Origin of the sequence: Mycobacterium sp. UNC410CL29Cvi84, from assembly GCF_000686745.1 — a bacterium.
Lineage (GTDB): Bacteria > Actinomycetota > Actinomycetes > Mycobacteriales > Mycobacteriaceae > Mycobacterium > Mycobacterium mucogenicum_B.
Window position 1 is genome coordinate 45954 of the sequence record NZ_JMLM01000025.1, and the last position, 20656, is coordinate 66609.

Consider the following 20656-nt stretch of genomic DNA (forward strand, 5'->3'; position numbering starts at 1 on the left):
GGAAAAACAGCGCCTAAGCGGCCGAAGTCACCCGGTAGACGTCGTACACGCCCTCGACGTTGCGGACCACGTTCAGTACGTGACCGAGGTGCTTCGGGTCGCCCATTTCAAAAGTGAAGCGGCTGATCGCAACTCGATCATTGGACGTGGTGACCGACGCCGACAGGATGTTGACCTTCTCGTCGGCCAGCACCCGGGTGACGTCGGACAGCAGGCGGTGCCGGTCCAATGCCTCGACCTGAATGGCCACCAGGAACACCGACGACGGCGACGGCGCCCACTTCACGTCGATGATGCGCTCGGCCTGCTGCTGCAGCGACGCGGCGTTGGTGCAGTCGGTCCGGTGCACGCTGACGCCACCGCCACGGGTCACGAAGCCCATGATGTTGTCTCCGGGCACCGGCGTGCAGCACTTGGCAAGCTTGCACAGCACCCCAGGCGCACCCGGAACCGCCACGCCGACATCGTCATTCGTGCGGCGGCGCACCGGCATGGTGGCCGGCGTCGACCGTTCGGCGATTTCGTCGGCAGCGTCGTCGTCACCGCCGAGCGTGGCCACCAGTCGCTGCACGACGTGCCGCGCCGAGACATGTCCCTCACCGACGGCGGTGTACAGCGCCGAGACGTCCGCGTAGCGCAGTTCGCGCGCGAGTGCGGCCATCAGTTCGGCGTTCATCAACCGCTGCAACGGCATTCCGCCGCGGCGCACCTCGCGGGCGATCGCGTCCTTGCCGGTCTCCAGCGCCTCTTCACGCCGCTCTTTGGCGAACCACTGCCGAATCTTGGCCTTGGCCCGCGGCGACACCACGAACGTCTGCCAGTCGCGCGACGGACCGGCGTTCTGCGCCTTGGAGGTGAAAACCTCGACCACTTCACCGTTTTCGAGCTTGCGCTCGAGCGCCACCAGGCGACCGTTGACACGGGCGCCGATGCAGCGGTGCCCGACCTCGGTGTGGACCGCATACGCGAAGTCGACGGGCGTGGAGCCGGCCGGCAGCGTGATCACGTCGCCCTTGGGCGTGAACACGAAGATCTCCTGCACGGCAAGGTCGTACCGCAGCGACTCGAGGAACTCGCCCGGGTCCGCGGCCTCACGCTGCCAGTCGAGCAGCTGGCGCATCCACGCCATGTCGTCGATCTCCGTGGCGTGACCGCCCGCCGGTAAGCCGTTGCGGCCCTTGGCTTCCTTGTACCGCCAGTGCGCGGCGATGCCGTACTCGGCGGTGCGGTGCATGTCGATGGTGCGGATCTGCACCTCCAGCGGCTTGCCCTCCGGGCCGACGACCGTCGTGTGCAGCGACTGGTAGACGCCGAACCGCGGCTGCGCGATGTAGTCCTTGAACCGCCCGGCCATCGGCTGCCACAACGAGTGCACGACACCGACGGCGGCGTAACAGTCCCGGATTTCGTCACAGAGGATGCGGACACCGACCAGGTCGTGGATGTCGTCGAAGTCGCGGCCTTTGACGATCATCTTCTGGTAGATGGACCAGTAGTGCTTGGGCCGGCCTTCGACCGTCGCGTTGATCTTCATAGCGAGCAGCGAATTGGCGATCTCGGCGCGCACCTTGGCCAGATAGGTGTCGCGCGACGGCGCCCGGTCGGCGACCAGGCGCACGATCTCCTCGTACCGCTTGGGGTGCAGGATCGCGAAGGACAGGTCCTCGAGCTCCCATTTGACGGTGGCCATACCGAGCCGATGAGCAAGCGGCGCAATGACTTCCAGCGTCTCGCGGGCCTTGCGGGCCTGCTTCTCCGGCGGCAGGAACCGCATGGTGCGCATGTTGTGCAGCCGGTCGGCGACCTTGATCACCAGCACGCGGGGATCGCGCGCCATGGCGATGATCATCTTGCGGATGGTCTCTGCCTCGGCCGCCGAGCCCAGCACCACCTTGTCCAGCTTGGTGACGCCGTCGACCAGGTGGCCGACCTCAGTGCCGAACTCTGCGGTGAGCGCCTCGAGCGTGTAGCCGGTGTCCTCAACGGTGTCGTGCAACAGCGCCGCGACGAGCGTCGTGGTGTCCATGCCGAGCTCGGCCAGGATGTTGGCGACGGCCAGCGGATGGGTGATGTACGGATCACCGGACTTGCGCAGCTGCGGCGCGTGCCGCTCTTCGGCGATCTCGTAGGCACGCTGCAGGATCGCCAGGTCGGCCTTGGGGTAGTACTCGCGGTGGACCGCGACCAACGGCTCGAGGACCGGGTTGACCAGGCTGCGCTGCGCGGTCATCCGGCGGGCGAGCCGGGCACGGACACGGCGGGACGCGCTGACGGTGCCCTTGGCCGCTTCCAATGACGCCGCCTGCGGCGGCTCGGGCGGCGCCGACTGGACCTGCGTCACCTTGTCGTCAGCCAACGCCGCACACCTCCTACACCTGGTTTGTCGAGGATAGCCCCTCAGACCACGTACAGGCTGGTGACCTGTAGGGGTTCCAGCACAGCGCGTCCACCGAGGCCGTTCAGCTCCAACACGACCGCCGCCGCGGTCACCGTCGCACCTGCGGCCTGCAGCAGCCGGACCGTCGCAGCAACCGTTCCACCGGTAGCGAGTACGTCGTCTATTACGACAACGCGACGGCCGGTCAGATCGATCCCATCGGCGGGAATCTCCAGCGTGGCACTGCCGTACTCCAGCGCGTAGGACTGGCTGTGCACCGGCGGCGGCAACTTGCCGCCCTTGCGGACCGCGAGCACCCCGGTACCCAACCGGGTCGCGACGGCGGCGCCCAGCAGGAACCCGCGGGCATCGATGCCGGCGACCAGATCGACACCGTCGGCCACCTCGGCCAGCGCGGCCGTGACCGCCGCCAGCCCGCGGCCGTCGGCGAGCAGCGGCGTCAGATCCTTGAACTGGATGCCGGGCTCCGGGAAGTCCGGCACCTCACGGACCAATTCGGTGAAGAGGGCGTTCAGATCGGTCACTTGCTCCCCCAGCGGTCCATGTTCCAGCCGGCGCCCCACCGCGTGGGGTTGGCGCGCACGAGCGTCAGGTCGTTCGTCACCAGCAGAGTCCGCTGCTGACGGTACAGCGGCAGAGTCGGCACGTCGCCCCACAGCACCCCCGCTCCCTCACCGAGCAGGCGCGCCTGCTCCTTGGGGTCGGTGGTCACGGCCAGGGCGGCGATGACGCCATCGACGCGTTCGTTCGCGTAGCCGGACAGATTGTTGCCGTTGCCGCCGTGCAGCGCATAGGAATCCGCCACCGACGATCCACTGGATCCGCTGCCGGCCGCTCCCCCGCCACCGGACAGGAGGACGTCGATGTCGTTGGCGCGCAGGCTTTGTGCGCCCACCGTCGGCGAGGCGACTTCCTGCACGGTGATGCCCGCGGCGGCGCACGACTTGGTGATCGCGGCGACCACCGCGGCCAGTCGGGCATCCGGCCCGCGATATCCCATCCGCACGGTCAGGGGCTGGCCGTTGACGGCGGCGCGCGCCCCGTCCACGTCGGCGGCTGCGAACTGTCCAGTCGCGTCGACGTTTTCGGCCACCGCCAGGGAATCGTCCGACGCCGTGTTCAGCCGCGCATTGCTGACATAGACGCCGACCGCGGCCGCGATCGCGTCCCGCGGCGTACACAGCGCGACGGCACGGCGCGCGGCCGGATCGGCCAGCACACCCTGGGCCGCGAAGATCAACTGCTGAATGTCGTCGGACGCGCTGTCCCTGCGCACGTAGCTCGACGGCACGTCATCCTTGCCGACGACGCCGGCGGCGATGTCGACGACCTCGACCTTGCCGGACTTGATCCGGCTCGCGATGTCGGCGCCCCGCGGCGACACGGTGATCTTGCCGATCACCGGCTTGGCGCCCCACCATTTGTCGTTGGCCGCCAACGTGATCGAGCCGTCCTTGGCCACCGACGCGAGCTTGTAGGGCCCGGCCGACGGGAACTTCTTGAGGTCGGCGTCGGGCTTCAGGTCCCAGGTGGTGTTCCAGGCGTCGGCGATCTTGTCGATGGTCGGCGCGTCACCGCTCTGGATTGCCTTCGTCACGCCGCCGTCGCCGAGCCCGAGCGCGTCGTCGAGCACGTGCGCCGGCAGCAGCGACGTCGCGGCGAACAACTGGCCGTAGTCGGTGATGTCGCGGTCGCGGATGAAGGTGACCCGGGCGCGCTTCTGGCCCGGGGTGCAGTCGACGACCGCGACATCGCTGTACCCGGCGCGGCTGGCCGCGTCGAACGCCGGGAACTGCCCCGACTGCGCGGCCCAGGCCAGCACCATGTCGTCACACGTGACCGGCTTGCCGTCGGAGTAGACGGCGCTGTCGTTGATCTTGTAGTCGAGCGTCAGTGGAGCCCGGCCCATCACCGAAACGGTGCCGAAGTCGCGGTCGGCGACCACCTGCCCGTCGGGCCCGCGAAAGTTGAATCCCGTCTGCACCCGCGAAAACGCTTGCGGCGCACCCGAAGCCGCGCCGACAACCGACGCGGTGTTGTAGGTGGGCAGGGCACCGTCGACGATGTAGTCGACGGTGTCAGCCGAGCTGTCACAACCGGACAGGCCGAAACCGGCCACCAACATCGCCGCACCGGCCAAGGCGGTTCGGCGGAACCGGGCGGGCATCGAGGGCTAGCCCCGGGTGTTTCGCTTACCCGACGGCTTACCGGTGGGCCGCAACGGCTTGGCCCCCGGCGCCGGCTTTTCCGGCGCGTTCACCGCACCGACGGCCACCTCGTCGCCCCCGGTGACACCGCGCTCGGTCGACGACTTGCGACGGTTGAGCACCCGGCGGGTGTGGTTCTTCACCAGATCGGTGCGCTCGCGCATCGAGACCAGCAACGGGGTGGCGAAGAAGATCGACGAGTAGGTGCCCACGATGACACCGACCAGCTGCACCAGCGCCAGATCCTTGAGCGTGCCCACACCCAGCAGCCACACCGCGACCACCATCAGCGAGATGATCGGCAGCGCCGAGATGAGGCTGGTGTTGATGGACCGCATGAAGGTCTGGTTGACCGCCAGGTTGGCCTGCTCGGCGAACGTCCGCCGGGTGGTGTGCTCGAAGCCGTGGGTGTTCTCCTCGACCTTGTCGAACACGATCACGGTGTCGTAGAGCGAGAAGCCGAGGATCGTCAACAGACCGATGACGGTGGCCGGCGTGACCTCGAACCCGACGAGCGAGTACACACCCGCGGTGCTGATCAGGTCGAACGCCAACGAGGCCAGCGCCGCCAGCGCCATGTAGCGCTCGTAGCGGATGGTGATGTAGATCGAGACGATGACGATGAACACCACCAGCGCGATCAGCGCCTTCTTGGTGATCTGATCACCCCAGGTCGACGACACCGCCGAATCGCTGATCACCGCCTTGGACGCCTTGCCGTCCTCGCCCTTCGGCTGGAACGCGTCGAACAACGCGTTGCGCACCTTGTCGGTGTCCGCCGTCGACAGGGTCTCGGTGCGGATCTGGAGGGTGGCCGAGTCGCCGTTGCCGACGCGCACCACCGACTCCGGAGCATGGCCGAGCGTCTTGTTGAAGACGTCCTCGACGGCCTGCGGAGTGGCGGTGGTGGAAACGCCCGCCACCGGCATCGCGATCTTGGTTCCGCCCTCGAAGTCGATACCGAAGTTGAAACCACGCACCAGGATGCTGGCGATCATGACCAGTATGATCACGCCGCTGATCGCGTACCACATGCGGCGCTTGCCGATGACCTCGAAAGCACCGGTACCGGTGTAGAGCCGGACGAAGAATCCGTGCTGCGGCAGGTTGCCGCCCTGCTCGGTGGCAGCGGTCTCCTCGATCTCGGTGGCCGAATCTTCTTCGGCCGCAGCCGATTCGGTCAGCTCCAGGTCGGTGTCGTCAGTTGAATGCTTCGACATGTCGGTGTTACCCCTGTCCCGTCAGGCTGGCCGCTCGCCGCTCGCGCGCAATCTGCTGCACGGCGCCGAGACCGTTGTACGCAGGCTTGGCCATCCGCGCCGACTTGGACGCCAGGAAGACCAGCGGCCACGTCACCAGGAACACCACCACGATGTCGAGGATCGTGGTCAGGCCCAGGGTGAACGCGAAGCCCTTCACCTGGCCGACGGCCAGGATGTACAGCACCAGGGCGGCCAGGAATGTGACCGCGTTACCCGAGACGATGGTCTTGCGAGCGCGCGCCCAACCGCGTGGCACGGCCGAGCGGAAACTGCGTCCCTCGCGAATCTCGTCCTTGATGCGTTCGAAGAACACCACGAACGAGTCGGCCGTCGTACCGATACCGATGATCAGACCCGCGATACCCGCCAGGTCCAGCGTGTAGTTGATGTACCTGCCCAGGAGCACAAGGATCGCGAACACCATGGCGCCCGACGCGACCAGCGACAGCGCGGTGAGGATGCCGAGGACGCGGTAGTAGGCCAGCGAGTACAGCAGCACCAGACCGAGGCCGATCAGACCCGCCCACAGGCCGGCGCGCAGCGACGTCAGGCCCAGCGTGGCCGACACCGTCTCCGCCTCGGACGACTCGAACGACAGCGGCAGCGAGCCGTACTTCAGCACGTTGGCCAGGTCTTTCGCCGTCGAGGCGTTGAAGTGGCCGGTGATCTGCGTGCGTCCGCCCGGGATCGCCTCCTGGATGGCCGGCGCGCTGACCACCTGCGAGTCGAGCACGAAGGCGGTCTGGGTGCCGATGTTGGCGGCGGTGAAGGTGGCCCAGACGTCGGCGGCCTTCTCCTTGAACGTGACGTCGACGACGTACTCGCCCTGCTGCTGATTCAGACCGGACGACGCGTCCTTGATCTCGTCACCGCTGATGATCGACTTGTCCAGCAGGTAGACCTCTTTGTGGTCCTTGGAGCAGGTCACCAGCGGCAGGTTCGGGTCGTCGTTGCCGGCCAGCACGTCCTGCTGATCGCAGCGGGTGGCCTGGAACTGCAGGGCCAGCAGCTGGATCTGCGGCTGCGTGCTCTGACGCAGTGCCTTCTCGTCGGCGATGCGCTGGGCCAGTTCGGCCTTGGGCCCGTGTGGTCCCGGCGCGGGCGCGGGGGCACCTGGGGCCGGGGCCGGCGCGGCGGGGGCACCCGGTTCAGGCGCACCCGGAGCGGCGGGGGCCGGCGGCGCCGGGTTGGCCGAAGTGTCTGACGGCGCCGGGGTCGGCTCCTCCGGGAAGGGCCGCGGCTGCGGGGCCGGGGCGGGGGCCGGCTCGGTGGATGCCGGGTGCGCCGGCATACCCGGCGTCGGCGGGACGACCGGGGCCTCGGGCTCGGCCGGGGCGATCAGCGGCGGCATGCCGGGCAGACCAGGCAGGCCGCCGGCGGGTCCGCCGGGGATGCCACCGGGAGCCGGAGCAGCCGGCGCGGCGGGCTTCGCGGGCTGCGCCCCCTGCGCCGGGATGACATGCACGACGGGCCGGATGTACAGCCGCGCGGTCTGGCCCAGGTTGCGGGCCTCGCTGCCGTCCTGACCGGGCACGGTGATGATCAGGTTGGAACCGTCGATCACAACCTCGGAACCCGAGACACCGAGGCCGTTCACACGGGCACCGATGATCTCCTGCGCCTGGATCAGCGCCTCGCGCGTCGGGGTCGAGCCGTCAGGGGTACGTGCAGTCAGGGTGACCCGGGTACCGCCCTGCAGGTCGATGCCCAGCTTGGGCTTGGCCTGCTTGTCGCCGGTGAGAAACACCAGAAGATAGGCGCCGATCAGCAGCGCCAGGAACAACGACAAATAGCGGTATGGGTGCACCGGCGCCGAAGACGATGCCACGGTTCTAGGGTCTCCTTGAGATCGGTACGTCAGCCCCGCAAAGGGTACGTGTTGGAGCGGGAATGTCAGCCTTCGGTCTTCGGCGTGCCCTCTTCGGCGGTAGCCGAGGTCAGGTCGTCAGCGGCCTCGGTCTCGGGCTCGATGCGGTCACGCACGGCGAGCTTCATCCAGGTGGTGACGACGCCGGGAGCGATCTCCAGATCCACGTTGTCGTCGTCGATCCGGGCGATGGTGCCCTGCAGACCCGACGTGGTGTGCACGCGGTCGCCGACCTGCAGCGAGTTGTGCAGGTCGATCGTGGCCTGCATCTGCTTCCGCTGCCGCCGCGATGCGAAGAACATGAAGGCACCCATGACCAGGAGCAGCGGCAGGAAGACGACCAAATCCATGACAGCGAAAATCTTTCGTTCTGTTGAGTCTGTGAACAGGCAAGCGAGCCGGACCAGCCGTACGCCGTGCCGCGGTAGTGACCAGTGTGCCATCTAGGGCGTCAACGCCGACCACCCATACCGCGGGCGATTCCCCGGCCCACCGAGCGAGACAAGACACTAGCAATTATTTTCGCGAAAGTAAGATGGGAATTTCATGCGGATAAGCCACTACGCCGTGCAACTCAGTTAACGACGCGCTAGCTTTTCTCGGGGGCGAGGGAGGTTCGGGACGTTGGCCTGGCAGCGAATTCGGTATTGGTGGCACCGGCCCGACCACTATGAATGGCTGTCCGCATACATCGAGAACCGCGGACTCCAGCCCTATACCCGCATCATCGTCGGCCTGGTCGTTCTCGCCGGTGGCGCGGTCGGCCTCGCGACGATCTGGAGTCCGTCCGGTCCGGCGACCGTCTTCTGGGTTGCGGTGCCGGTCGTCGCCGGCGTCGTCTCCATCGGGTGCTCGCTCGTCTGGCTGACGCGCTGGCCGCGGCGCCGCCAATCAACCGTGATCGTGATCCTGCTTCAGTTCTGTATCGCCGGCGTGTGTCTGGTGCAGCGCGATCCCAAGGCGGCGGCCCTGGGCGGCTTCGTGTTCGCGCTGTTGGCCGCGTATGTGGCGTCATTCCATACGCCGAAATATCTGGCGTCGGTGGCGTCGACCGCCATCCTGACCGCGGCGGTCTGCAGCTTCCGGCTGGCGGAGCAGGGCGATCCCCAACTGGCGGTCGCGGTGTTCGTCGGACTCGTCTCCAACACGCTGTTACTCCCCCTCGCCGTGCATGTGCTGGTGATGCTGCTGGGCGACGACTCCGCCGTGGCCCACCTCGATCCGCTGACGCAATTGCCGAATCGCCGCGGGTTCGATCAGGCGATCCGACCGCTGCTCGCCGGCACCCAGGCCGAATCCGAGATCAGCGTCATCCTCCTGGACCTGGACGACTTCAAACGCATCAACGACACCCTCGGGCACGCCGCCGGCGACCGGGTTCTGATGAACGTCGCCGGGGTCATCATGAATGCCCTGCCCAAAGGTGCGGTCGCAGCGCGGATCGGCGGCGAGGAGTTCGTCATCGCCATCCGCGGCAATCAGGCCACTGCCCTTCGATTCTCCGAACGGCTACGCCGGGACATCGCCACGAAACCGTCGTACATGACGGCGAGTTTCGGGATCGCCCACGCGCCGGCCGGCAGCCGACCGGTCATGGATCAGCTCCTGGCGTCGGCCGATCACGCCATGTATGTCGCCAAACGTGCCGGCGGCGACCAGGTGAGCACGCACCTGGTGTCACATCACTGAGGACTAGGCCGGGTAGCCGACGGGCAGCAGCACGTCGCCCGACGTGGTCCGGAAGTAGACCTGCCATTGGTAGTAGCCCGCGAACGCGGCGGGATCGGCGGCCAGCACCGCGGCATAGTCGTTGACGGCACGGACATACGCGCCGGAATGGTTGTAGTGGTGCAGGGCGCCGTCATGATCGGTGGCGAAACCGTTGGCCGCCAGGTAGCGGCCGGCCGCGAGAATCGAATCCCGCGGCGAGCGGACGTCCCCGGAGCCGTACGCGGCGAACGTCGACGGCAGGAACTGCATGGGTCCCTGCGCTCCGGCCGTGCTGTCGCCATTGATCCGGCCGAACCGCGACTCGATGAGGTTGATCGCCGCCAGATACGTCCAGTCGACGCCCGATGCCGCCTGCGCCTCGCGGTAGTAGCCGAGCAGTTCGTCGGCAGGCGCCGGCGACTGGATGGTCCACGGCGGGAGGTTGTCGCGCGGCGGTGTCATCCCGAACAGTTGACGGCCGGCGTCGACGTTGTGGCCGTAGGCCGCGGCCAGTGCCGGCGGGATGCGGGGCGCGATGACCGCATCCCACTCCGGATGCCTGGCGATCTCGCGATAGGCCACCTGCTGCCGATGCGCGGCGTCGATCAAGGCCGGCTCCGGCGTCGCCGGATCGCGCACGGCCTGTTCGTCGGCGACGAGCGTGTCGGCCAGTTGTGCCGGGTCGGGGGCCGGGTCAGCGGCGGAGGTTCCGCCACCGGTGAACGCCAGCACGACGGCCGCTACAGCGGCCGCGCACCGAAACCTCACCTCACTGCCACGATCGCCAGCAGAATGACCGCGATCGCCGGGAACAGGCCCTGGGTGATCGCGGCGCGCGCCTTGTCCGGCGACGACAGCAACAGCACCAGCGCCGCGGCCAGCATCGAACCGACCCCGGCGAAGATCAGTGCCAGACCGATGCCACAGTGCCCCACGGCGATTGCCCCGATACCGACGGCGGTGACGATGGCCAGGAACAGGTTGTAGAACCCCTGGTTGAACGCCAGCTCCTTGGTGTCCACCGCCTGCTGCTCGGTGAGCCCGAAGGTGGCTCTGGTCCGCGGCGAAGTCCAGGTGAGCGACTCCATCACGAAGATGTACACGTGCAGCAGCGCGGCGAGGCCGGCAACGATCAACCCTGCAATCAGCATGGGTCCTATTCAAACAGCCCGGCCTGTCCGAGTCCGTTTATCGGCGGTTGCAGGCCCAGATGCGTCCACGCCTGCGGGGTCGCCACGCGCCCCCGCGGCGTCCGGGCGATCATCCCGGCCCGCACCAGGAACGGCTCGCACACCTCCTCGACGGTGGTGGCCTCCTCCCCGACCGCGACCGCGAGCGTCGAGACCCCGACCGGGCCGCCCCCGAAACTCTTTGTCAGCGCGGTCAATACGGCCCGGTCGAGCCGATCCAGTCCGAGTTCGTCGACGTCATAGACCGCGAGTGCGGCCTTGGCCACGTCGCGGGTGATGACGCCGTCGGCGCGGACCTCGGCGTAGTCGCGAACCCGGCGCAGCAGCCGGTTCGCGATACGCGGCGTGCCACGGGACCGCCGGGCCACCTCGGCGCCGGCTTTGGCGCCGAGTTCGATGCCGAGGATGCCGGCCGAGCGCGCGAGCACGCGCTCCAGCTCGGGCGGCTCGTAGAAGTCCATGTGCGCCGTGAACCCGAACCGGTCGCGCAGCGGGCCGGTCAGCGCTCCCGACCGGGTGGTCGCCCCGACCAGGGTGAACGGCGCGACCTCCAGCGGAATCGACGTCGCGCCGGGTCCCTTGCCGACCACCACGTCGACCCGGAAGTCCTCCATCGCGAGGTACAGCATCTCCTCGGCGGGCCGGGCGATGCGGTGGATTTCGTCGATGAACAGGACGTCGCCCTCGACCAGGTTGCTGAGCATGGCGGCCAGGTCGCCGGCGCGCTCGAGCGCGGGCCCGGAGGTGACACGCAGCGACGAGCCCAGCTCGGCGGCGATGATCATGGCCAGCGAGGTCTTGCCGAGACCGGGCGGGCCGGACAGCAGGATGTGGTCGGGTGTCCCGCCGCGGTTCTTGGCGCCTTCGAGCACGAGCTGCAACTGCTCGCGCACGCGGGGCTGGCCGATGAACTCACGCAGCGATTTGGGCCGCAGGCTGGCATCGACGTCGCCCTCACCGACGGTCAGCGCCGGCGAGACGTCCCGCTCGTCGGGCTCGGCACCCTCGTCTTCGAACCGGCTCACTTCTTACCCAGCATCGACAGGGCCGACCGCAGCGCGGTGGCGGTGTTGGCCTCCGGATCGTTGGCCAGCACCTTGTCGGTGGCTTCTTCGGCCTGCTTGGCCGGAAAGCCAAGTCCGATAAGGGCTTCCACGACGGGCCCACGGATGGAGTGACCGCCGGCGACGCCGACGCCGGCACCCGCCGTCGCGCCGATCTTGTCGCGCAGTTCCAGCACCATGCGTTCGGCGCCGCGCTTGCCGATGCCCGGCACCCGGGTGAGTGCGGTGACGTCGCCGTCGGCCAGGGCCTGCCGCAGGGTCGGGGCGTCGTAGACCGCGAGGGTCGCCAGCGCGATCTTGGGGCCGACGCCGGAGACCCCGAGCAGCGTGTTGAACAGGTCGCGGGCGTCGGAGTCGGCGAAGCCGTACAGCGTCTGGGAATCCTCACGCACGATCATGGCGGTGATCAGCCGCGACTCGGTGCCGCGGCGCAGCGTGGACAGCGTCGCGGGGGTGGCCATGATCTTGTAGCCGACGCCGGCGGCCTCGATCACCGCGTGATCGAGCGCGATGTCGATGACCTCGCCACGGACCGATGCGATCATGCGCGTGCCGCCTTCACCTTCGCTGCGTACTGCTTCTTGAACTCCGCGGCCTTGGCCTCGGCCGCGGCCATCCGGGCGATCATGGGCGCCCGCCAGCAGTGGCAGATGGCCAGCGCCAGCGCGTCGGCCGCGTCAGCCGGAGTCGGTTTCTGTTGCAGCCCAAGAATTTTGGTGACCATGGTGGTGACCTGAGCCTTGTCCGCGCGACCGTTTCCGGTGACCGCGGCCTTCACCTCACTGGGCGTGTGGAAGTGCACGTCGATCCCGCGGCGCGCGGCCGCCAGCGCGATGACGCCGCCGGCCTGCGCGGTACCCATGGCGGTGTTGGCGTTCTGGTTGGCGAACACCCGCTCGATGGCGATGACGTCGGGACGGTGCGTGTCCATCCAGTGCTCGACGGTGTCGCTGATCGTCAGCAGCCGCCGCTGCAGTTCGACGTCGGACGGGGTGCGCACCACGTCGACGTCGAGCGCGGTGACCTTGCGCCCCGTGCCCCCCTCGATCATCGAGAGACCACAGCGCGTCAGACCAGGGTCGACGCCCATCACCCGCACGCCCACTCCTCACTCGGTCCCGAACAGCTGTTCGATAGCTTAGCGGGCGGTGCCGACAGGTTGCGCCAGGGACACGCTCAGATCTGGAAGTACCCGGACCGCGCGCCCTGCTGAATCTCCTGGGCCAGCTCGGCGATGCGCGCTTCGGACGCTCCCCACCAGCGGACCAGTTCACGGTGCGCCTCGGCGCCGTCGCGTTCCACGACGATCTTCCAGCGCACCCCGAACAGCTTGGCCAGCAGCCAGAACGGCCACGCCAGCAGGAACGGCAGCACCAGCGCGACGGCGAACCAGTCCAGCAGGAAGAAATCTTCCCCGTCGAGCGTGTCCGAGTACGGCCACCAGCGCCGGCGCACGCGCCACTCGGTCCCGTCGGGGTCCCTCACCGCCACCATCGGGACATCTTGCAGTGCATCATCGGTTTTCCGCTGCGCGACACCGATGTGACACGCCCGCGGGATGCTCACACGTACTTGGACCCGGGGTGCACGACCATCAGCACGACGACGATCACCCACAGCAGGTTGAACACGCCGGTCACCATGCCGAGGGTGCGCAACTGCCGCCCATCGTCGGGCGCGGCGAGCGCCTCCCGCTGTCGCGGCACGATCTGAACCGCCAGCAATCCGCCGGCGATGGCCGTCAGCACCATCGCCACGATGACCCAGATCTCGGTCGAGCGCCCCTGGACACCAGCGAGCGCGAGGCCGACGACGGGCACCGCGAGCGCGAGCACCCCGTAGACGCGGGTGATGCGGTGCAGCGCACGCGCTACGCCCTCGTTGCGCTCCATGTTCGCCGACGGGCCACCGACCGGCGCATAGCGGGGAAACAGGCTGGTGGCCACGGCGATCGGCCCGACGAAGAGGATGCCCGCGACGACGTGGACGGACAGCAACAACGCTTGCATAACCTTCAGTCTAACTGAAGGTTATGGCGAAACGGACGTGACCCGTCTCATGTACTCACGTAATGCCTCGGTCAGTTCGGGATTTTGCGCCGCGAATTCGGCGTCCAGACGGGCCACGACGTCAGCCGCGCGGTTCAGTAACGACTCCCCCGCGGCCGTGACCCGCAACGTGGAAGCAGCACCGGCATGCGCCGTGCTGTCGTCGACGAGTCCCGCATCGACGAACGAGGCAACCGCCGCGTGCGCACTCTGCACGGTGATACGCGAACGCCGGGCGAGTTCACTGAACGAAATTCCGGCGCTCCCCCGGATGTGTCCGAGCAGCCCGTACTTGCGCGTCGTCAGCCCGAGAGGCTTCAGAGCGTCGGCGAAGGCTGCGTCCCACACCCGACTGACGGTCAGCAGCGTGACAATCGGGCTGAACGGAGGCGGCTCGGGCATGCTCGGCACGCTACCGCCGGAAGCGGCTATTCCTCGTCGAGCTGCGCGGCGACGTCGTCCGGGATCTCGACGTTGGTGTAGACGTTCTGCACGTCGTCGCTGTCCTCGAGGGCGTCGACGAGCTTGAACACCTTGCGGGCGCCCTCAAGGTCGACCTCGACGGACACCGACGACTGGAAGCCGGACTCGGCCGAGTCGTAGTCGATACCGGCGTCCTGCAGGGCGGTGCGCACCGCGACCAGGTCGGTCGGCTCGCAGATGACCTCGAACGAGTCACCGAGGTCGTTGACCTCTTCGGCACCGGCATCCAGGACGGCCATCAGCACGTCGTCCTCGGTCTGGCCGTTCTTCTCCAGGGTGATGATGCCCTTGCGCGAGAACAGGTAGGCGACCGAACCCGGGTCGGCCATGTTGCCGCCGTTGCGGGTCATCGCGACGCGGACCTCGCCGGCGGCGCGGTTGCGGTTGTCGGTCAGACACTCGATGAGCACCGCGACACCGTTGGGGCCGTAGCCCTCGTACATGATGGTCTGCCAGTCGGCGCCGCCGGCTTCTTCACCGCCGCCGCGCTTGCGGGCCCGCTCGATGTTGTCGTTGGGGACCGAGCTCTTCTTGGCCTTCTGGATGGCGTCGTAGAGGGTCGGGTTACCGCCCGGGTCGCCGCCGCCGACACGGGCCGCGACCTCGATGTTCTTGATCAGCTTGGCGAACATCTTGCCGCGCTTGGCGTCGATGACGGCCTTCTTGTGCTTGGTTGTCGCCCACTTGGAATGGCCGCTCATGCGTGTACGCCCTCTTTCTGATCAAACGTCAGCTGACCAGTTTACGTGGACGAATCAGAGTCCCCGACAGGCCTGGTCAATCACTACTTCTTGACCGGCTGCAGCAGGTTGTAGACGGTGTCGGACCCGACCTTCATCGGCGCGAAGTTGGCGCCCACCCAGTCGGCGATATCGCTGTGCGCGTCGGCGCCCCAGTGGCCCTTGTTGTCGGAGACGATGTAGTACGCCACCTCGTGGGCACCGACGTAGGACTGGAACTGCTGCAGCGTCGGCGCGGGGTCGCTGCCACCGAAGCCACCGATCGCGATGACCGGGGTCCGGGTGTCGAGCTCCAGACCGGCGGCCGGCGACGACCGGTCGATCGCCGCGGACCACTTGGTGGTCGTGGCCTTGAGCAGCGCATTCAGTTGGGGATTCTCGTCGCGCTGGCCGAAGCCGCCGTGTTTGTCGTCCTTGTCCGCGGGGCCGACGGACGGCCCGCCGCCGAGGTGCGGCTGGCCGAAGGTCGCGAGCGAGTAGGCCACCGATCCGCCGACCGCGCCGAACATCGCCAGGCCCAGGGCCAGCGTCGCCAGGTGCTTGCGGTTGACGCGGCCGGACCAGATGAGTGCCGCGGCGCCGATCACAGCGGCAGCCAGGATCACCCAGCGCAGCGCGGGCAGCCAGTCGGCGTTGCGGCCGAGGATCACGAACCCCCACACCCCGCTGGCCAAAAGCACTGCGGCCAAGCCGATCCGGTGGAACAGGGAGTCCCGGCAGCGCCAGAACTCGATGACGAAGATGGCGAACATCGCGGCCATCGCCGGCGCCAGCGCCAGGCAGTAGTACGGATGCACGTTGGTCTTCATGAAGCTCAGCACCAGGCCGACACTCACGAGCCAGCCGCCGAACAGGAGGGCGCCGGCGCGGACCCGGTCGGTGCGGGGCGCGCGCCCGCGCGAGATCAGCACGAGCACGGTGGCCAGCAGCGCGGCCGGCACCAGCCAGCCGATCTCGAAGCCGAATTCACCGGTGAACAGCCTGGGCAGGCCCTGCGTCTGATCACCCATGCCGAAGCCATGGTGCCCGGCGGTCTTGATCGTCTCGCCGGCTGCGTGTCCGGCGTGTTCCCCGGTGAGTGTGTGCACCGTCGACGGTTTGTCGGGGTCGCTCTTACCCATGTGGTTCTTGCCGAGCACCCGCCCAAAGCCGTTGTAGCCCAACACCAGATTCATGAAGCTGTTGTCGGTCGAGCCGGCCATGTAGGGCCGGGACGACGTCGGCCACAGGATCGTCAGCACCACGAACCAGCCGGCGGAGACCAGCATGGCGCCGAGTGCACCCAGCAGGTGCCACAGCCGGCTGCGTAGGGCGGTGGGCGCCGCGATGAGGTACGTCAGACCGAGAGCCGGCATGACCATCAGGCCCTCGAGCATCTTGGCCAGGAACGCGAAACCCAATGCGACACCGGCCAGGGCCATCCACTTGGCGCCCTTGTCCTGCAACGCGCGGACGGTGAAGTACGCCGCCAGCGTCATCAGCAGCACCATGGCCGCGTCGGGGTTGTTGAAGCGGAACATCATGGCGGACACCGGAGTCAGCGCCAGGACCGCACCGGCCAGCAGGCCGGCTTGTGGACCACTGATCCGTCGCACCGCGGCGTAGAGCAGCCACACCGAGCCGACGGCCATCAACGCCTCGGGGATCAACATGCTCGCGCTGCTGAAACCGAAAATCTGACCCGACAGCGCCATCACCCACTGCGACAGCGGCGGCTTGTCGACGGTGATGACGTTGTTCGGGTCGATGGACCCGAACAGCAGCGCCTCCCAGTTCCTGGACCCGGCCCACACGGCGGCGGCGTAGAACTGGTTGCCCATGCCGTTGATGGTGATGTTCCACAGGTAGCCGACGGCCGTCACGATCAGCAGCAGGGCCAGCGCCGCGCGCTCGCGGGTCTTGGTGGGTGCCGTGATCTCCGGCTCGGCCGTCGGGGCGTCCAGGACGGCGGCGGATGTCGTAGTCACCCGACCATTAAGGCAGTCCCAGCTATGGCCGAGCTGTGAAGCGGACGAGCCGTCGCTATGACACCGACATGCGATGAAACTGCTCACAGTCAGCGGATTCACAGGAGGCAATCCAGTGAACAGTCGTACACTCAGCCTATGCACGACCCCCTCACCAGCGAAGCCGCGGCCCTCACCGAGCTCGGCCTCAACGAGCTGGGCACCGCCGTCGACGGCATCCACAAGGTGCAGCGCGCCATCTCCGAGCGGGTGTTCCGGCTGGTGGGCCTCGGTGTCGGCCCGGCCGCCAAGCCCGTGAAGGTCGTCTACGACGCCATCACCGACGGCGTCTACTCCACCATCAGTCACGTGGCCACGACGGCGGCGCCCATCGCCGGCAAGGCGGTGCACGACCAGGCCGCCGGCAAGCTGTCCGATCAGGCCGGCGGCGCGCGCGTCCTCGCGGTGCTGCAGGGGTTGATCGGCGACAAGCTCCACGAGCAGGGTTCCGTGCTGGCGACGACGATGTCGGTGCGCGTCGGCGGCCGGCCGGTCGACCTCGACACCGACAGCCTGCGCGCCGCCTACCCCGCTGCCACGGGCGACATCGTGGTGTTCGTCCACGGCCTGGTCGAGACCGAGGCCTTCTGGGCGCTCGGCAAGAGGCCGACCTACGGCCAGCGCCTCGGGGCCGACATCGGCATCACCGGAGTCGAGATTCGCTACAACACCGGCCTGCACATCTCCGACAACGGCGTGCTGCTCTCCGAACTGCTGGACCAGCTGGTGGCCGCCTGGCCGGAGCCGGTGACGTCGATCTCGCTGGTCGGCCATTCGATGGGCGGCTTGGTCATCCGGTCGGCCTGCGCGATGCCCGGCGCGTCGTGGGTGAATCGGGTGCGCACCGTCGTGACTCTGGGCACGCCGCACACCGGCGCACCGCTGGAGAAGGTCGTGCACTACGGGTCGGCGGCGCTCAGCGCACTGCCCGAGACGCGCCCGTTCGGCAGCCTGCTGCGCCGGCGCAGCACCGGGATTCGCGATCTGCGCTTCGGTTCACTCGACGAACGCGACTGGCGCGATCGCGAACCTGACGCCTTGCGCGCGGAACCGCCGATCGACGTGCCGCTGCTCGACGGGGTGTCGTACTACTGCGTCACCGCGACCCTGGCCCGCACGCCGGCCAACCCGATCGGCTGGGTACTGGGCGACGGACTCGTGCAGGTGCGCAGCGCGCAAGGCCGAAGCCGCAAGCGCGACATGGGGTTTGACCGCGAGAATCGCCTGCACCTGCCCGAGGCGCACCACTTCACGCTGCTCAACGACGAACGGATCTACGAGCGCCTGCGCGTGTGGCTGGCGCGATCAGAGCGAGTCGACGAAGAGCTTGTGGATGCGCCGGTCGCCGGTGACCTCGGGATGGAACGAGGTCGCGAGCATGCGGCCCTGACGGACGGCGACGGGATGTCCGGCCGCGCGGGCCAGGACCTCGACGTCGGGTCCGACGCGCTCGACCCAGGGCGCCCGGATGAACACCGCGTGGACGGGGTCGTCGAGGCCGACGAAGTCGAGGTCGTCTTCGAACGAGTCGACCTGACGACCGAAGGCGTTGCGCCGCACCGTCATATCGATCCCGCGTAGCGGCAGGGCCTCGCGGCCCGGCACGCCCGCGTCGTTGATCTCGGTGGCCAGCAGGATCATGCCGGCGCACGATCCGTAGCACGGCATCCCCGCGGCCAGCCGCTCGCGCAGCGGCTCCAGCAGTTCCAGCTCGCGCAGCAGGTGACTCATCGCGGTGGACTCCCCGCCCGGAATCACCAGGGCATCAACGGTATTCAGCTCCGTAAGGCGCCGGACCGTGGACACCTCGGCGCCCGCCTCGCGCAGGGCGGCCAGATGCTCTCGGGTGTCCCCCTGCAGGGCCAGGACACCGACGTGCGGGCTCACTCCGCCGGCGGGACGAAGCCGCGGTTGTAGCGGGTCAGTCCCTCCTGCATCACGGCGGCCACCATCTCGCCGTACTGGTTGAAAATCTTGCCCTGCGTCAGGGCCCGGCCGCCGGTCGCCGACGGTGACGACTGGTCGTACAGCAGCCATTCGTCAGCCCGGAAGGGCCGCATGAACCACATGGCGTGGTCCAGCGAGGCGATGTTCATATGTTTGCGTACCTCAAGGTGATTCACCTGCGCCGAACCCAGCAGCGTCAGGTCGCTCATGTAGGCCAGGGCGCAGATGTGCAGGACGTGGTCGTCGGGCAGCGGGTCGCGGTGCCGGAACCAGACCTGCTGCTGCGACGCCTTGCCGGGCACCCGGGCCACCTGGTCGCGCGGCACGATGCGCACGTCCCACTCGGCGAACTGGGCGAACCCGGCGTCGTCGAACGCCCCGGCAGACCGGAACCCCTTCGACAGGTCGGGCGGCGGCGGCACCGGCATGGCGTCCTGGTGCTCGATACCGGTCTGGTCGGTCTGGAACGACGCCGACATCGAGAAGATGGTCTCGCCATGCTGGATGGCACTCACGCGGCGGGTGCAGAACGACCCACCGTCGCGAATGCGCTCCACCATGTACACCGTCGGTGCGCGGGCGTCACCGGGACGCAGGAAGTACCCGTGCAGCGAGTGCACCTGGTACTTCGGTTCCACGGTGCGCACCGCGGACACCAACGACTGACCGGCTACGTGGCCACCGAAAGTACGCTGCAGGAAACCCGATTCCGGGCTGAAGACACTGCCGCGGTAGATGTTGACCTCGAGTTGCTCGAGATCGAGTATCTGCTCGATTGCCACCTGTTGGTTTTACCAGCCCCGCTCGGCGAGCCGATGAGGCTCCGGCACATCCTCCACGTTGATGCCGACCATGGCCTCGCCCAGACCGCGCGACACCTTGGCCAGCGTGTCGGGGTCGTCGTAGAACGTCGTGGCCTTGACAATGGCCGCGGCGCGGGCCGCCGGGTCGCCGGACTTGAAGATGCCCGAACCGACGAACACACCCTCGGCGCCCAGCTGCATCATCATCGCGGCGTCGGCCGGGGTGGCGATGCCACCGGCGGTGAACAGCGTCACGGGCAGCTTGCCGGCCCGCGCGACCTCGACCACCAGCTCGTACGGCGCCTGCAATTCCTTTGCGGCGACGTACAGTTCGTCCTCCGACAGCGACGTCAGCCGACGGATCTCGCCGCCGATCTTGCGCATGTGGGTGGTGGCGTTGGAGACGTCACCGGTGCCGGCCTCACCCTTGGAGCGGATCATCGCCGCGCCCTCGTTGATGCGACGCAGGGCCTCGCCCAGGTTCGTGGCGCCGCAGACGAACGGCACGGTGAACTTCCACTTGTCGATGTGGTGGGTGTAGTCGGCCGGGGTCAGCACCTCGGACTCGTCGATGTAGTCCACACCGAGGCTCTGCAGAATCTGCGCCTCGACGAAGTGGCCGATGCGGGCCTTGGCCATCACCGGGATGGTGACGGCGTCGATGATGCCCTCGATCATGTCCGGGTCGCTCATCCGCGAGACGCCGCCCTGCGCGCGGATATCGGCGGGAACGCGCTCGAGCGCCATGACGGCGACGGCGCCTGAGCCTTCGGCGATGCGCGCCTGCTCGGGTGTTACGACGTCCATGATGACGCCGCCCTTCAGCATCTCGGCCATGCCGCGCTTGACCCGGGCGGTGCCCGTCTGACCGCTGTTATCCGCTGCGGTATCCACTGCAATCTCCCTCAAGAATTTGGTACCCGCCAAGTCT

General features: G+C 68.0%; 20 protein-coding genes and 1 pseudogene. 2 read left to right on the forward strand and 19 right to left on the reverse strand.

Annotation, left to right across the window (positions count from 1 at the left end; genetic code table 11):
- Window positions 1-13: 13 nt before the first annotated feature.
- From BR47_RS0125860 to yajC, 6 genes are all read right to left on the reverse strand, one after another.
- Window positions 14-2356: a RelA/SpoT family protein gene (locus BR47_RS0125860; protein ID WP_020101758.1), complete on the reverse strand. Its 2343-nt coding sequence runs from the start codon at window positions 2354-2356 to the stop codon at window positions 14-16.
- Window positions 2357-2397: 41 nt separating this feature from the next.
- Window positions 2398-2922 carry an adenine phosphoribosyltransferase gene (locus BR47_RS0125865; protein WP_029121263.1) on the reverse strand — a complete coding sequence of 175 codons (525 nt, stop codon included), beginning with the start codon at window positions 2920-2922 and terminating at the stop codon, window positions 2398-2400.
- Window positions 2919-4565, reverse strand: coding sequence for an ABC transporter substrate-binding protein (locus BR47_RS0125870; protein ID WP_029121264.1), 1647 nt, complete (start codon window positions 4563-4565; stop codon window positions 2919-2921). Before BR47_RS0125870 ends, BR47_RS0125865 begins: the two co-directional genes overlap by 4 nt.
- 6 nt (window positions 4566-4571) lie before the next feature.
- Window positions 4572-5825: a protein translocase subunit SecF gene (secF, locus tag BR47_RS0125875; protein WP_036427782.1), complete on the reverse strand. Its 1254-nt coding sequence runs from the start codon at window positions 5823-5825 to the stop codon at window positions 4572-4574.
- A 7-nt stretch (window positions 5826-5832) separates the two neighbouring features.
- Window positions 5833-7695, reverse strand: a complete 1863-nt coding sequence (secD, locus tag BR47_RS0125880) for a protein translocase subunit SecD (protein WP_029121266.1) — start codon at window positions 7693-7695, stop codon at window positions 5833-5835.
- Window positions 7696-7760: 65 nt separating this feature from the next.
- On the reverse strand, window positions 7761-8084 hold the full coding sequence (gene yajC / locus BR47_RS0125885) for a preprotein translocase subunit YajC (RefSeq protein WP_029121267.1): 324 nt from the start codon (window positions 8082-8084) through the stop codon (window positions 7761-7763).
- 274 nt (window positions 8085-8358) lie between these two features.
- Between yajC and BR47_RS31520 the strand changes: the two genes are divergently transcribed.
- Window positions 8359-9423: a GGDEF domain-containing protein gene (locus BR47_RS31520; RefSeq protein ID WP_036427784.1), complete on the forward strand. Its 1065-nt coding sequence runs from the start codon at window positions 8359-8361 to the stop codon at window positions 9421-9423.
- Between the two features lie 3 nt (window positions 9424-9426).
- Here BR47_RS31520 and BR47_RS0125895 read toward each other — a convergent pair whose 3' ends face one another.
- The 10 genes from BR47_RS0125895 to BR47_RS0125940 all read right to left on the reverse strand — a co-directional run bounded on the left by BR47_RS0125895 (window position 9427) and on the right by BR47_RS0125940 (window position 16936).
- Window positions 9427-10176 (reverse strand): lytic transglycosylase domain-containing protein, encoded by a 750-nt coding sequence (locus BR47_RS0125895; protein ID WP_029121268.1) that lies wholly within the window; start codon window positions 10174-10176, stop codon window positions 9427-9429.
- A gap of 32 nt (window positions 10177-10208) precedes the next feature.
- Window positions 10209-10595, reverse strand: coding sequence for a DUF1304 domain-containing protein (locus BR47_RS0125900; protein WP_029121269.1), 387 nt, complete (start codon window positions 10593-10595; stop codon window positions 10209-10211).
- A gap of 5 nt (window positions 10596-10600) precedes the next feature.
- The gene (gene ruvB / locus BR47_RS0125905; RefSeq protein WP_029121270.1) at window positions 10601-11659 is read right to left on the reverse strand and encodes a Holliday junction branch migration DNA helicase RuvB; all 1059 of its coding nucleotides are present in this window, start codon (window positions 11657-11659) and stop codon (window positions 10601-10603) included.
- Entirely contained in the window at window positions 11656-12243 is a 588-nt protein-coding gene (gene ruvA / locus BR47_RS0125910; RefSeq protein ID WP_020101768.1) for a Holliday junction branch migration protein RuvA, read from the reverse strand. Before ruvA ends, ruvB begins: the two co-directional genes overlap by 4 nt.
- Window positions 12240-12797, reverse strand: a complete 558-nt coding sequence (ruvC, locus tag BR47_RS0125915) for a crossover junction endodeoxyribonuclease RuvC (RefSeq protein WP_029105302.1) — start codon at window positions 12795-12797, stop codon at window positions 12240-12242. The genes ruvA and ruvC overlap by 4 nt, the downstream gene beginning before the upstream one ends.
- Before the next feature lie 77 nt (window positions 12798-12874).
- Window positions 12875-13192, reverse strand: a complete 318-nt coding sequence (locus BR47_RS0125920; RefSeq protein WP_029105303.1) for a hypothetical protein — start codon at window positions 13190-13192, stop codon at window positions 12875-12877.
- Window positions 13193-13260: 68 nt separating this feature from the next.
- Entirely contained in the window at window positions 13261-13707 is a 447-nt protein-coding gene (locus BR47_RS0125925) for a hypothetical protein (protein WP_020101771.1), read from the reverse strand.
- Window positions 13708-13728: 21 nt separating this feature from the next.
- The gene (locus BR47_RS0125930) at window positions 13729-14148 is read right to left on the reverse strand and encodes a MarR family winged helix-turn-helix transcriptional regulator (RefSeq protein ID WP_029121271.1); all 420 of its coding nucleotides are present in this window, start codon (window positions 14146-14148) and stop codon (window positions 13729-13731) included.
- Between the two features lie 26 nt (window positions 14149-14174).
- A complete protein-coding gene (locus BR47_RS0125935) occupies window positions 14175-14930 on the reverse strand; it encodes a YebC/PmpR family DNA-binding transcriptional regulator (protein WP_020101773.1) in 756 nt (251 codons plus the stop codon).
- An 83-nt stretch (window positions 14931-15013) separates the two neighbouring features.
- Window positions 15014-16936, reverse strand: a complete 1923-nt coding sequence (locus BR47_RS0125940) for an ArnT family glycosyltransferase (protein WP_029121272.1) — start codon at window positions 16934-16936, stop codon at window positions 15014-15016.
- A 504-nt stretch (window positions 16937-17440) separates the two neighbouring features.
- Here BR47_RS0125940 and BR47_RS34225 point away from each other — a divergent pair.
- Window positions 17441-18238 (forward strand): annotated as a pseudogene (locus tag BR47_RS34225) (esterase/lipase family protein); the annotation flags it as partial.
- Window positions 18239-18280: 42 nt separating this feature from the next.
- Here BR47_RS34225 and pdxT read toward each other — a convergent pair.
- From pdxT to pdxS, 3 genes are read right to left on the reverse strand one after another with little or no spacing between them, the layout of a single operon-like run.
- A complete protein-coding gene (pdxT, locus tag BR47_RS32835; RefSeq protein ID WP_090562274.1) occupies window positions 18281-18862 on the reverse strand; it encodes a pyridoxal 5'-phosphate synthase glutaminase subunit PdxT in 582 nt (193 codons plus the stop codon).
- Entirely contained in the window at window positions 18859-19704 is an 846-nt protein-coding gene (gene tesB, locus BR47_RS0125950; protein WP_020101777.1) for an acyl-CoA thioesterase II, read from the reverse strand. The genes pdxT and tesB overlap by 4 nt, the downstream gene beginning before the upstream one ends.
- Window positions 19705-19713: 9 nt before the next feature.
- Window positions 19714-20619, reverse strand: coding sequence for a pyridoxal 5'-phosphate synthase lyase subunit PdxS (pdxS, locus tag BR47_RS0125955; RefSeq protein WP_020101778.1), 906 nt, complete (start codon window positions 20617-20619; stop codon window positions 19714-19716).
- Between the last annotated feature and the right edge of the window lie 37 nt (window positions 20620-20656).

Bases quoted from the DNA above. Each gene is read 5' to 3' on its own strand.
- BR47_RS0125900 (WP_029121269.1), bottom strand. From the start codon at position 10,595: ATGCTGATTGCAGGGTTGATCGTTGCCGGCCTCGCCGCGCTGCTGCAC.
- ruvA (WP_020101768.1), bottom strand. From the start codon at position 12,243: ATGATCGCATCGGTCCGTGGCGAGGTCATCGACATCGCGCTCGATCAC.
- BR47_RS0125870 (WP_029121264.1), bottom strand. From the start codon at position 4,565: ATGCCCGCCCGGTTCCGCCGAACCGCCTTGGCCGGTGCGGCGATGTTG.
- secF (WP_036427782.1), bottom strand. From the start codon at position 5,825: ATGTCGAAGCATTCAACTGACGACACCGACCTGGAGCTGACCGAATCG.
- BR47_RS0125930 (WP_029121271.1), bottom strand. From the start codon at position 14,148: ATGCCCGAGCCGCCTCCGTTCAGCCCGATTGTCACGCTGCTGACCGTC.
- BR47_RS0125920 (WP_029105303.1), bottom strand. From the start codon at position 13,192: ATGGTGGCGGTGAGGGACCCCGACGGGACCGAGTGGCGCGTGCGCCGG.
- BR47_RS0125925 (WP_020101771.1), bottom strand. From the start codon at position 13,707: ATGCAAGCGTTGTTGCTGTCCGTCCACGTCGTCGCGGGCATCCTCTTC.
- BR47_RS0125935 (WP_020101773.1), bottom strand. From the start codon at position 14,930: ATGAGCGGCCATTCCAAGTGGGCGACAACCAAGCACAAGAAGGCCGTC.
- yajC (WP_029121267.1), bottom strand. From the start codon at position 8,084: ATGGATTTGGTCGTCTTCCTGCCGCTGCTCCTGGTCATGGGTGCCTTC.